The organism is Yokenella regensburgei (genome assembly GCF_051486985.1).
Lineage (GTDB): Bacteria > Pseudomonadota > Gammaproteobacteria > Enterobacterales > Enterobacteriaceae > CBFFRJ01.
Map to the genome: position 1 here is coordinate 26,318 of NZ_JAHVDV010000040.1, position 12,220 is coordinate 38,537.

Annotated in this window: 9 protein-coding genes and 1 riboswitch; of the genes, 8 read left to right on the forward strand and 1 reads right to left on the reverse strand. The window is 55.4% G+C overall.

What is annotated here, in order from left to right:
• Positions 1-207: 207 nt before the first annotated feature.
• From KXR87_RS21065 to KXR87_RS21075, 3 genes are read left to right on the forward strand one after another with little or no spacing between them, the layout of a single operon-like run.
• Entirely contained in the window at positions 208-1,326 is a 1,119-nt protein-coding gene (locus KXR87_RS21065; protein WP_437434166.1) for a slipin family protein, read from the forward strand.
• 4 nt (positions 1,327-1,330) lie between these two features.
• Positions 1,331-2,557 carry an RtcB family protein gene (locus KXR87_RS21070; RefSeq protein WP_437434167.1) on the forward strand — a complete coding sequence of 409 codons (1,227 nt, stop codon included), beginning with the start codon at positions 1,331-1,333 and terminating at the stop codon, positions 2,555-2,557.
• A gap of 4 nt (positions 2,558-2,561) precedes the next feature.
• Positions 2,562-3,347, forward strand: a complete 786-nt coding sequence (locus KXR87_RS21075) for a nucleotidyltransferase domain-containing protein (RefSeq protein ID WP_437434168.1) — start codon at positions 2,562-2,564, stop codon at positions 3,345-3,347.
• 40 nt (positions 3,348-3,387) lie between these two features.
• Here KXR87_RS21075 and lysC read toward each other — a convergent pair whose 3' ends face one another.
• Positions 3,388-4,737: a lysine-sensitive aspartokinase 3 gene (gene lysC, locus KXR87_RS21080; RefSeq protein ID WP_437434169.1), complete on the reverse strand. Its 1,350-nt coding sequence runs from the start codon at positions 4,735-4,737 to the stop codon at positions 3,388-3,390.
• Positions 4,738-4,818: 81 nt separating this feature from the next.
• Positions 4,819-5,015, reverse strand: a riboswitch (Lysine riboswitch).
• A 300-nt stretch (positions 5,016-5,315) separates the two neighbouring features.
• Here lysC and pgi point away from each other — a divergent pair.
• From pgi to KXR87_RS21105, 5 genes are all read left to right on the forward strand, one after another.
• Complete coding sequence (gene pgi, locus KXR87_RS21085) at positions 5,316-6,962, forward strand: glucose-6-phosphate isomerase (RefSeq protein ID WP_437434170.1); 1,647 nt, start codon at positions 5,316-5,318, stop codon at positions 6,960-6,962.
• 514 nt (positions 6,963-7,476) lie between these two features.
• Positions 7,477-7,719, forward strand: coding sequence for an exopolysaccharide production protein YjbE (yjbE, locus tag KXR87_RS21090; RefSeq protein WP_437434171.1), 243 nt, complete (start codon positions 7,477-7,479; stop codon positions 7,717-7,719).
• A 65-nt stretch (positions 7,720-7,784) separates the two neighbouring features.
• Positions 7,785-8,423 (forward strand): YjbF family lipoprotein, encoded by a 639-nt coding sequence (locus tag KXR87_RS21095; RefSeq protein ID WP_437434172.1) that lies wholly within the window; start codon positions 7,785-7,787, stop codon positions 8,421-8,423.
• Positions 8,420-9,160 carry a capsule biosynthesis GfcC D2 domain-containing protein gene (locus tag KXR87_RS21100; protein ID WP_437434173.1) on the forward strand — a complete coding sequence of 247 codons (741 nt, stop codon included), beginning with the start codon at positions 8,420-8,422 and terminating at the stop codon, positions 9,158-9,160. Before KXR87_RS21095 ends, KXR87_RS21100 begins: the two co-directional genes overlap by 4 nt.
• Positions 9,160-11,256, forward strand: coding sequence for a YjbH domain-containing protein (locus KXR87_RS21105; protein ID WP_437434174.1), 2,097 nt, complete (start codon positions 9,160-9,162; stop codon positions 11,254-11,256). Before KXR87_RS21100 ends, KXR87_RS21105 begins: the two co-directional genes overlap by 1 nt.
• The last annotated feature ends 964 nt before the right edge of the window (positions 11,257-12,220 follow it).

Consider the following 12,220-nt stretch of genomic DNA (forward strand, 5'->3'; position numbering starts at 1 on the left):
ACACATTAAGGGTTCGATTCCCGACTCACCCTTCCAGGTGAACACTGGTTGTATTGGTTAATGCGCTGTCAGGTTGGTAACGACAGCAACACACCGGCGCCGATAAGGGTTCCGGGTCGCAGGCAAAACAGGCTGGCAGGAGTGGCCTGTTCCCCTCCGGCTCCGCACCTGCATCCGTGCCGGTACGTGAAAAGATAAGGATGAAAAATGAATAAGAAAATCACTATTCGTAAAGGACAGTTGGCTCTGCTGGCAAAAGCAGGCGATTACACCCACATTTTTGAGGCAGGAGAGCACCGTCTCCCCAGGTTTGGTAAGCAGGAGGTCACCTTCGTTGATCTCAATGGCGGGGATGTGGAGAGAGAACTTGCTCACTATCTGCGCCGTTTCCGGCCGGAATGGGTCGACGCCTACTGCCTGACCGCTGATACCACCGAGCATAACGTTGCTGCGCTGTACCGTAATGACATCCTCGTGGAAATCATACCTCCCGCTTCGCGTCGGATGTTCTGGCAGGACGGCAGCCTGAGCATTGCATTGCTGGATACTAAGGATGCGCGCGTGCCTGAGCGCATCATGAATGCCGTACTGCAACCACGTACTGCCATTAAGGGACGGGAAGCCATCCAGACCGTCAACGTCGGAGCATGGCATGTCGGCGTCCTGAAAATTGATGGTGTTACACAGCCGCTGTTGCCACCGGGCATCACCGCCTACTGGCAGGTGAACCATCTGATTGAGGCGGATGTTGTCGACACGCGTTTGCAGGTGATGGAGGTCACGGGGCAGGAGATCCTGACCAAAGACAAAGTGAATTTGCGCATCAACCTGGGCGCAAACTGGCACTACAGTGACGTCTTACGGGCGTTCAGTCAGCTTAGTAAACCGCTGGAGCATCTCTATCGCGAGTTACAGTTTGCTCTGCGTGAAGCGGTAGGGACCCGTACACTTGATGAACTCCTGGAAGACAAGCAGGTGATCGACAGCGTGGTGAGCGCCCAGGTTAAAACGCGCATGACGCCCTTTGGCATGGATATCGCCTCGCTGGGGGTGAAGGACATCGTACTGCCAGGCGACATGAAAACTATCCTGGCAAAACTGGTGGAGGCGGAAAAATCAGCACAGGCGAATGTGATTCGTCGACGTGAAGAGACAGCGGCGACCCGATCATTACTGAACACCGCAAAAGTGATGGAAAGCAACCCGGTGGCACTGCGCTTAAAAGAGCTGGAAACCCTGGAAAGAGTGGCGGAGCGTATCGATAAGATCTCCGTCTTCGGTGGCCTGGATAATGTACTGAATGGACTGGTGAATATTAAAGGATAACCTCATGCAGCATAACGAATTTCAACTGTTAACGGCGCAAAACAGCGCGCCAATAAAAATGTGGACCCACGGAGTTCCGGTCGAGCCTGAGGCGCGTGCGCAGTTGCAGAACACGGCGAAGATGCCGTTTATTTTTCAGCATCTGGCGGTGATGCCGGATGTGCATCTGGGTAAAGGCTCCACCATCGGCAGCGTGATCCCAACCAAAGGGGCCATCATTCCGGCGGCGGTCGGCGTGGATATAGGTTGTGGCATGATCGCTGTACGTACTTCGCTTATGGCAAGCGACCTGCCCGATAACCTGAGTGGACTGCGCAGCGCCATTGAGCAGGCGGTGCCGCACGGGCGAACCAGTACCCGCTCCGGGCGTGATAAAGGGGCCTGGGAAACGCCCCCGCAGGAAGTGGATAACCACTGGTCGCTGCTGTCAGCGCGCTTTAAGCGCCTGACGGATAGCTATCCGCAGTTACTGAAAACCAATAATTATCAGCACCTGGGTACGCTCGGGACGGGCAACCACTTTATAGAGATCTGCCTGGACGAGCAGCAGCGCGTGTGGGTGATGCTACATAGCGGATCCCGCGGCGTGGGTAACGCCATCGGTACGCTGTTTATTGCGCTGGCGCAGCAGGATATGCAGCAGCATATTGCCAACCTGCCGGATAAAAACCTGGCCTATTTCCAGGAGGGGAGTAAGCACTACGACGATTACATGGAGGCGGTCTCATGGGCGCAGGATTTTGCCCGTCATAACCGGGAAGTGATGATGGCGCGCGTGCTGGCGGCGCTGTCACGCATCGTGACGAAGCCGTTCATGACGCAGCAGGAAGCGGTGAATTGCCACCATAACTATGTCCAAAAAGAGCGCCATTTTGGTGAAGAGGTGCTGGTGACGCGCAAAGGGGCGGTCTCCGCGCAAAAAGGCCAGATGGGGATTATTCCCGGTTCGATGGGGGCCAAAAGTTTTATCGTGCGGGGACTGGGGAACGAAGAGAGTTTCTGCTCCTGTAGTCATGGCGCAGGGCGTGCGATGAGCCGTACGGCTGCGAAAAAGCGCTTCACCGTTGATGACCAGATTCGCGCTACCGCGCATGTTGAATGTCGTAAAGACAGCGACGTCATTGATGAAATTCCGATGGCCTACAAGGATATCGATGCGGTCATGGCGGCACAGGCGTCGCTGGTGGAAATCGTTCACACCCTGCGTCAGGTGGTGTGTGTAAAAGGATAAAAAAATGACGGTCAATGGTGTGGATGCTGGCATGCGCGAACGCGTGCGGCAGCATTTGAAGAGGGTTGAGCAGGACTATGGTGTTCGGGTGCTCTACGCCTGCGAGTCCGGCAGTCGGGGGTGGGGCTTTGCCTCACCGGATAGTGACTATGACGTGCGATTTTTATACGTGCATCCACCGGAATGGTACTTACAAGTGGAGACACCACGTGACGTTATCGAACTGCCGATCAATGATGAGCTGGACGTGAGCGGTTGGGAGTGGCGCAAAGCGCTGGGCTTGCTAAAAAGCGCCAACCCGACACTGATTGAGTGGCTGGATTCGCCTGTCGTTTACCAACGGGAGGAGGCGGTGATAGCGGCGCTCAGCGCGCAGGTGCCGAAATGGTTTTCTCCCGTGCGGGCGCGCTGGCACTACTACTCTATGGCCCGCAGAAACTTTCACAGCTATTTGCAGGGCGATGAGGTGCGGTTGAAGAAGTATTTCTATGTGCTGCGTCCGTTACTGGCCGTGCGTTGGGTGGAAGCAGGAAAAGGCGTTCCTCCTATGCGCTTTGCCGAACTGCTGGCAGGCAGTGAACTGGAGGCGGAGCTGCGTCTGGAGATAAAGGAACTGCTGGCGCGTAAGCAGCGTGCCGGAGAAGCGCAGTATGGTGCACCTTTGCCACGCTTGCATGCGTTTATCGCCGCGGAGATCGACAGGGGCACGCTTCCTCCCGTGTTACCAGATAGTCGGGATGGAGAGGTGAAAGCGCTTGATCGGTTGTTGTATCAAACGGTGATGGCATAAAACGAGGCCGGACAGGGTTGCCCTTCCGGCCTCTGCCTTGTTATTCGAACAGATTATGGTGCAGTTTCTGAACGACCTGCTCCGCTTCGCTGCCCGGCACCAGGAAGCACAGGTTGTGGCTGGATGCGCCGTAGCAAATCATACGGATATTGAACGGTTCGAGTACACCAAAAACCTCTTTGCCGACGCCGCAGGCTTTCGACAGGTCATTACCAATAATCGCCACCAGCGCCAGGTTTTCTTCCACCTCTACCCGGCAGAGTGAAGAGAGCTCGGTCAACAGCGCCTGCGTCAGCAGGGTATCTCCGGTAGAGGTAGAACCGGTGGTGTCCAGCGTCAGCGCCACGCTCACTTCCGAGGTGGTAATGAGGTCAACCGAGATGCTGTGGCGCGCCAGAATGCCGAATACTTCCGCCAGGAAACCGCGGGAGTGCAGCATGTTAAGGCTGTGCAGCGTCAGCAGGGTCTGCTTACGGCGCAGAGCCAGCGCCCGGAACAGCGGAGGATTGCTGGTTGTATTGCAGACCAGGGTGCCGCCTGCTTTTGGATCTTTACTGGAACCCACGAACACCGGGATGTCGCTGCGTACGGCAGGAAGCAGGGTGGCAGGATGCAGCACTTTCGCGCCAAAAGTAGCCATTTCAGCCGCTTCTTCAAAGGCAATTTCGTCGATGCGTTTGGCCGAAGGCACTACGCGTGGGTCGGTGGTATAGATGCCTGGAACGTCAGTCCAGATATCAACGCGGGCGGCATGCAGGGCTTCACCAAGCAGGGCGGCGGTATAATCGCTGCCCCCGCGGCCCAGGGTCGTGGTGCGGCCTTTAGCTTCGCTGCCAATAAAGCCCTGGGTGACCACCATGCCGTCGGCGAGTCGCGGGGCGAGCTGCTGGGTGGCGAGTTCCGCCAGGGCGGCAACGTCCGGCTCGGCACGACCAAAACGATCGCTGGTGCGCATCACTTTACGTACGTCAAACCACTGCGACTGAATATCGCGTTCGCGCAGGATTTCAACAAACAGCAGGGTCGACATCAGTTCGCCGTGGCTGACCAGTTCGTCGGTCAGTGCGGTGGAGGTTGCCAGGGAAGCGGCTTCGGCAAGCGTGGTGATGTTTTCCAGCAGGCGTTCGATCTCTTCCCGGATAACGTTCGGGTTGGCCAGGCGTTCCAGGATATCGAACTGAATTTTACGGATAGCATCAAGTTTGACGAAGCGCTCGGTGGACTCCAGCCCTTCGGCGAGCGCAACCAGCAGATTGGTGACGCCAGCAGAAGCGGAGAGCACCACTAAGCGGGTATTCGGGTCGGCGAGCACCACATCGGCGCTGTGGTTCATGGCATCATAATTTGCCACACTGGTACCGCCAAACTTGGCGACAACTAATTCAGACATAACAACCTCGTGTCAGGGGATCGATTATTCAGCCATGGCACAAGGGAAGAGCGAAAGGGGTAGGCGCAGCAAACTACGATTACACCCAGAAGTGCTCCACCACTTGTGAAACGCCCGACTGCGAACGTTTCTGGTGACAACTCAGGGGATTCAGCCCCTGTAGCCGATGGTGATTGCTGCCGTGCAATCCACCACCTCGGCGGTGCTCCCCCTCACGTATCGTCTCCGGATGGGCTCCTCGAATACGGTTACCTGGGCAACGCTCCTCTTCTGGCTATTACCTTCGCCTTTCACACTCTCTGTAGCGAGAAATGCTCTGGTAATACACAAACTCGCCTGTAGGCGGGTAGCGCATATAGAAATAAAGGCTCGCGGCATCCCTGTCAATGTTGTGATTATGCGGATTTTTCATGCAGAGGAATCGATTAGAAAAAGGGCTTATGTTGGGCTAATTTATTGCTTTATTTCGCCCGTTTTGCCGCGGCGTCCGGGAGTGGAAAACAAAAACCATCACAATTTTTGTTCGCAGGCGCTACAATCGACCGCAGTCACAATTCTCAAATCAGAAGAGTATTGCTATGAAAAATATCAACCCAACGCAGACTTCTGCCTGGCAGGCATTACAGAAACACTACGCTGACATGAAGGACGTTACCCTCGCGGATCTCTTCGCGAAAGATAGCGACCGTTTTGCTAAGTTTTCCGCAAAATTTGATGATGTGATGCTGGTGGATTTTTCCAAAAACCGCATTACCGACGAGACCCTGGCCCTGCTGCAAAATCTCGCGAAAGAGACCGAACTGGCAGGGGCGATTAAGTCCATGTTCTCCGGCGAGAAAATCAACCGTACCGAAGACCGTGCCGTGCTGCACGTGGCGCTGCGTAACCGTAGCAACACGCCGATTATGGTTGATGGCAAAGATGTCATGCCAGAAGTGAATGCCGTACTGGAGAAGATGAAAACCTTCTCGGAAGCCATCATTTCCGGTAGCTGGAAAGGCTATACCGGCAAAGCCATTACTGACGTGGTGAATATCGGTATCGGTGGTTCTGACCTTGGCCCGTTCATGGTGACCGAAGCACTGCGCCCGTATAAAAACCATCTCAACATGCACTTCGTTTCTAACGTTGATGGCACGCATATCGCTGAAGTCCTGAAAAAAGTGGAGCCGGAAACCACGCTGTTCCTCGTGGCTTCCAAAACCTTTACGACGCAGGAAACCATGACCAACGCCCACAGCGCCCGCGACTGGTTCCTGAAAACCGCCGGTGATGATAAGCACGTAGCGAAACACTTCGCCGCGCTTTCCACCAATGGTAAAGCGGTTGGTGAATTCGGTATCGACACGGCAAACATGTTCGAGTTCTGGGACTGGGTTGGGGGTCGTTATTCGCTGTGGTCGGCGATTGGCCTGTCTATCATTCTGTCCGTGGGTTTCGACAACTTTGTTGAACTGCTTTCTGGCGCGCATGCGATGGACAAACACTTCTCCACCACCGCACCTGAGCAAAACCTGCCGGTTCTGCTGGCGCTCATCGGTATCTGGTACAACAACTTCTTCGGTGCTGAAACCGAAGCGATTCTGCCGTATGACCAGTATATGCACCGCTTTGCCGCTTACTTCCAGCAGGGCAACATGGAATCCAACGGTAAATACGTTGACCGCAACGGCAACGCCGTGGATTACCAGACCGGCCCCATTATCTGGGGTGAGCCAGGGACCAACGGCCAGCACGCGTTTTACCAGCTGATTCACCAGGGCACCAAAATGGTACCCTGCGATTTCATTGCTCCGGCCATTACTCACAATGCGCTCTCTGACCACCATCAGAAATTGCTCTCCAACTTCTTCGCTCAGACCGAAGCGCTGGCGTTTGGTAAGTCCCGCGATGTTGTTGAGCAGGAATATGCTGACCAGGGTAAAGATCCGAAGACGCTGGAACACGTTGTGCCGTTTAAAGTCTTTGAGGGCAACCGCCCGACGAACTCTATCCTGCTGCGTGAAATCACGCCGTTCAGCCTGGGCGCACTGATTGCGCTGTATGAGCACAAAATCTTCACCCAGGGGGCGATCCTGAATATCTTCACCTTCGATCAGTGGGGTGTGGAGCTGGGTAAACAGCTGGCGAACCGCATTCTGCCGGAACTGGGCGACGATAAAGAAATCAGTAGCCACGACAGTTCCACCAATGGGCTTATTAATCTGTATAAAGCCTGGCGTTAATTTTTTTTGCATCCTTAGCGATGCGCCGGATATGCTATAAAAAAATGCCGACATTGCGTCGGCTTTTTTTATCGGATAAATCTTCTTCCCACTATTAATACCTAATTCCGCGCTCTGAGGTTATTCTGAAAAGCAAGAATAACCGTTTAATGTCCAGGCGTTATTTTCAGATGTTACCTATACTTCCCAACTGGGTGAGTAATTTTAACAATATGAAATATAAAGGTTTTAAATTAAATATATAATTTTTATATATCTCTTTTATCCAATTTTCTTAAAACTTCCCGCTACGTTTCCCATTCGATTAATAGCCTGCTTTAGTTGTGTATACTCGTACTCGCCTGATTATTTCAGGCACATACCCGTCGTACTTCAGGTTGCATGTGTGTTGGCTGCATTCGTTCACCCCGGTCACTTACACCAGTAAGCTCCCGGGGATTTTCTCACTTGCCGCCTTCCTGCAACTCGAATTATTTAGGGTAAATCTCCATTCATTCAATGAAGGGAAATTGATATGAAAAAGGCACTGTTTGGCATTTTTGCCATAACCGCGCTTGCGGCGACGTCTGCGTTTGCGGCACCGATTCAGGTCGGTGAAGCAGCAGGCTCGGCAGCGACGTCTGTCTCAGCGGGAAGTTCGTCTGCGACCAGCGTCAGCACCGTAAGTTCTGCGGTGGGTGTTGCCCTGGCGGCAACCGGTGGCGGTGATGGTTCCAATACCGGAACCACAACCACTACGACCACCAGTACTCAGTAATCGCGAGTACTTAATCATAACCACACTTCGGTGTGGTTATTTCGTCACTCCCCTGGAGAAGAGTCGTGAAGCGACCCGCAATTATTCTGATTTGCCTGCTTATTCAGGCCTGTTCTGCCACCACCAAAGGGCTGGGGAATTCGCTGTGGGATAGCGTTTTCGGCACGCCCGGCGTCCATCTGACCGATGAAGACATTGCCAGCATGCCTTACGCCAGCCAGTACATGCAGCTTAATGGCGGGCCGCAACTCTTTGTGGTGCTTGCCTTTGACGAGAATGGTCAGCAGAAGTGGGCGACACAGGACCAGTCGCTGGTTGTCACTCAGCATTACCGCATCGTTAAAACCCGGCTGGGTGAAAATAACCTGCTTGAGGTGAACAATCTGGCGGCAGACCCGCTGGCTAACCCAGGCCTGATTACCGACGGGGCGAGCTGGACCCGCACGATGGGCTGGACCGAACACAATCAGGTGCGCTACGCCACGGCGCGTTCCATCTTTCGCTGGAACGGTACCGACACGGTAACCCTTGGTAGTGACGAGACGCCCGTGCGGATCCTGGATGAAGAGGTGACCACAGATAAAAAAAGCTGGCGTAACCGCTACTGGGTGGATGAGAACGGCCTCATCCGCCAGTCGGAACAGTACCTGGGAGCGGACTGGTTCCCGGTAAAAACTACGCTGATTAAGGCGCCGAAATCATGAAGATACGAATTTATGCAGCGCTGATCATGACCCTTTGCGCTCCCCTGGCGCTGGCCGCGGGTACCATTGAGGTACACACCGCAGGCGACACTAAACCCAGAACCCTGACCGACGCCGCCCATCTGATAGATGTGGTCGGCCAGCCGCGACTGGCGCAAAGCTGGTGGCCTGGCGCCGTCATTAGCGAGCGTCAGGCTACGGCTGTAGCAACCGAACGCCAGCAGGCCCTGCTGGGTCGGTTACGCAGCCTGGCGGCGGAAGAGAGCGGTGATGATGCAGCGGCGGTGAATGCGCTGAGTCATCAGGTTGCGGCGCTGAAAATCACAGGTCGCCAGCAGGTTAACCTCGACCCGGACGTCGTTCGGGTAAGAGCTGGCGCAAACCCGCCTTTAGAAGGGCATTACAGCCTGTGGGTCGGCCCCCGTCCTGACACCATTACCATTTTTGGCCTCGTCAGTAGCCCAGGAAAAAAAGCGTTCACGCCGGGACGTGACGTCGTGAGTTATCTTGACGAGATGCATTTGCTGAGCGGCGCGGATAAAAACGATGCCTGGTTGATTTACCCCAACGGCCGCACCAAAAAAGTACCGGTGGCCTACTGGAACCGACGCCACGTCGAGCCAATGCCCGGCAGCACCATTTTTGTCGGCTTTTCCCCGGCGTTATGGGGCGACCGTTATGAAACGCTGAACGCGGACATTCTTCATTCTCTGACGCACAGGATACCGGAACAATAATGAAAAAATCCTTTGTCATCAGTGTGCTGGCGCTGGGGATTAGCGCCGCCTGCCACGCAGAAAGTTACCCGGCACCCATTGGCCCGTCGCAGTCTGACTTCGGTGGGGTGGGTCTGCTGCAAACCCCCACGGCGCGTATGGCCCGGGAAGGGGAGATCAGTCTCAACTATCGCGATAACGATCAGTATCGCTATTACTCCGGCTCAATACAGCTTTTCCCGTGGCTTGAAACCACGCTGCGTTACACCGATGTGCGTACCCGTCGCTACAGCAGTGTGGATGCCTTCTCTGGCGACCAGTCCTATAAAGATAAGGCCTTCGATCTGAAATTACGCCTGTGGGAAGAGGGGTACTGGATGCCGCAGGTTGCCGTAGGCGCACGTGATATCGGCGGAACGGGGCTGTTTGATGGCGAATATGTGGTGGCAAACAAGGCCTGGGGGCCGTTCGACTTCTCCCTTGGCCTGGGATGGGGCTATCTCGGTACGGCCGGGAATATCAAAAACCCCCTCTGTTCGTATGAAGAGAAATATTGCTACCGCGATAACAGTTATAACCAGGCAGGCTCGGTGGATGCCAGCCAGATGTTCCACGGTCCCGCGTCGCTGTTTGGCGGGGTAGAGTACCAGACACCCTGGCAGCCCCTGCGGCTTAAGCTGGAATATGAAGGCAACAACTATCAGCAGGACTTTGCCGGTAGCCTGCCGCAAAAGAGCAAGTTTAACGTCGGTGCCATTTACCGGGTGGCGGATTGGGCTGACGTCAATCTCAGCTATGAACGTGGTAACACCTGGATGTTTGGCTTCACGTTACGCAATAACTTCAATGACCTGCGTCCCGCCTACAATGATAACGCCCGACCGCAGTACCGCCCGCAACCGCAGGATGCCATCATTCAGCACTCTGTTGTCGCCAATCAGCTGACCTTGCTGAAATACAATGCGGGTCTGGCCGATCCGAAAATTCAGGTGAAAGGCGATACGTTGTACGTGACGGGCGAGCAGGTAAAATACCGCAACTCGCAGGAAGGTATCGAACGCGCTAATCGCATCGTGATGAACGACCTGCCGGAAGGTATTCGCACCATTCGGGTGACGGAAAACCGCCTTAACCTGCCGCAGGTGACCACCGAGACGGACGTTGCCAGTCTGCAGCGCCATCTGGAGGGGGAGCCGCTGGGGCAGGAGACGACGCTGGTGCAAAAACGCGTCACCCCGATAGTGCCGGAATCTACCGAGCAGGGCTGGTATATCGAAAAGTCGAGCTTTGATTTCCATATCGACCCGGTGCTCAATCAGTCGATTGGTGGCCCGGAAGGGTTCTATATGTATCAGCTTGGGGTGATGGCGACCGCCGACTGGTGGCTCACCGATCACCTGCTGACGACCGGCAGTCTGTTCGCTAACCTTGATAACAACTACGACAAATTCAACTACACCAACCCACCGAAGGATTCACAACTGCCGCGTGTGCGTACCCGCGTACGTGAATATGTGCAGAACGATGTGTATGTGAATAACCTGCAGGCCAACTACTTCCAGTATCTGGATAATAATTTCTATGGCCAGGTGTACGCCGGCTATCTGGAAACCATGTACGGCGGCGCGGGGGCTGAGGTGCTCTGGCGTCCGGTGGACAGCAACTGGGCGTTTGGTGTGGATGCCAACTACGTGAAGCAGCGTGACTGGCGCAGCGCGCAGGATCTCATGAAATTCACCGATTACAGCGTGAAGACCGGGCACTTAACGGCCTACTGGACGCCACCGTTTGCCCAGGATGTGCTGATCAAAGCCAGCGTTGGGCAGTATCTGGCGGGTGATAAGGGCGGCACACTGGAGGTGGCGAAACACTTCGACAGCGGTGTGGTGGTGGGAGCCTATGCCACTATCACCAACGTTTCGCCGGATGAGTATGGTGAAGGGGACTTTACCAAAGGCGTATATGTCTCCATTCCGTTGGATCTCTTCTCCACCGGCGCGACCCGCAGTCGTGCGGCCGTTGGCTGGACGCCACTGACGCGTGATGGCGGGCAGCAGCTGGGACGTAAATTCGATCTTTATGGGATTACCAGCGATAAGAGTATGAATTTCAGGTAATTTGGCGTTCGCGTCCCCTCACCCTGGCCCTCTCCCCAGAGAGACGAGGGGAGCGATGGAGCCGCTTTCCCCCCTCACCCTGGCCCTCTTTCCAAAGGGGCGAGGGGATCGATCGAGCCGCTTTCCCCCTCACCCTGGCCCTCTCCCCAAAGGGGCGAGGGGAGCGATCGAGCCGCTTTCCCCCTCACCCTGGCCCTCTCCCCAAAGAGACGAGGGGAGCGATGGAGCCTGCTAAAAGGTGTGGACTTTTCTCCCTCTTTCTTTTAATTGAAGTGCCCTCACTAATATTACGTTTTACAGCGATAACATTGCGTCATGGGAATAAAACAGTCACCGCGATGACAGGGTCCGGCTGAAAATCGACGACGCGTATCCGCAAGGCCGGGGCGCCGCGCAGGGATGCGCGGCGAGGGCGGCTTTACAGGGAGGTTTCCTCCGCCCGTCCCCGACAAGCCTGAAGGATTAAGCGTCGTGGACCGCGAAGCGGCGATTTTCGTGGCCGGGAGCCCGGGTCGCCAGGGTGGTGGCGGTGAACCACCCTGGCACGTTCACGGGTTCTGGCGTGACAGAGAAGCAAGAAACATAAGGTGAACGGAATGACCACAAGAGCCGCATGTTTCCCCTCACCCTGGCCCTCTCCCCAAAGGGGCGAGGGGAGCGATGGAGCCGCTTTTCCCCTCACCCTGACCCTCTCCCCAGAGAGGCGAGGGGAGCGATGGAGCCGCTTTTCCCCTCACCCTGACCCTCTCCCCAGAGAGACGAGGGAAGCGATCGAGCCTGCTAAAAAGCGTGGTTTTTTCTCCCTCTCCCTTTCAGGGAGAGATACCGTCTTGCGGTTCAGGCCGCAAGCGGTATCTCAGCGTCGAATATGCGACCCGATTTCACTACGCCATAAGCCAGTTGCAACAGCTTTCTCATTCCCGCGCAGACCTGCTCTTTCCCTGATTTTCCTCGTTCAGCCAGC

Excerpts from the sequence above, each read along its gene's own strand:
- KXR87_RS21065 (WP_437434166.1), top strand. The coding sequence starts at position 208 with ATGAATAAGAAAATCACTATTCGTAAAGGACAGTTGGCTCTGCTGGCA.
- KXR87_RS21070 (WP_437434167.1), top strand. The coding sequence starts at position 1,331 with ATGCAGCATAACGAATTTCAACTGTTAACGGCGCAAAACAGCGCGCCA.
- KXR87_RS21075 (WP_437434168.1), top strand. The coding sequence starts at position 2,562 with ATGACGGTCAATGGTGTGGATGCTGGCATGCGCGAACGCGTGCGGCAG.
- lysC (WP_437434169.1), bottom strand. The coding sequence starts at position 4,737 with ATGTCTGAATTAGTTGTCGCCAAGTTTGGCGGTACCAGTGTGGCAAAT.
- pgi (WP_437434170.1), top strand. The coding sequence starts at position 5,316 with ATGAAAAATATCAACCCAACGCAGACTTCTGCCTGGCAGGCATTACAG.
- yjbE (WP_437434171.1), top strand. The coding sequence starts at position 7,477 with ATGAAAAAGGCACTGTTTGGCATTTTTGCCATAACCGCGCTTGCGGCG.
- KXR87_RS21100 (WP_437434173.1), top strand. The coding sequence starts at position 8,420 with ATGAAGATACGAATTTATGCAGCGCTGATCATGACCCTTTGCGCTCCC.
- KXR87_RS21105 (WP_437434174.1), top strand. The coding sequence starts at position 9,160 with ATGAAAAAATCCTTTGTCATCAGTGTGCTGGCGCTGGGGATTAGCGCC.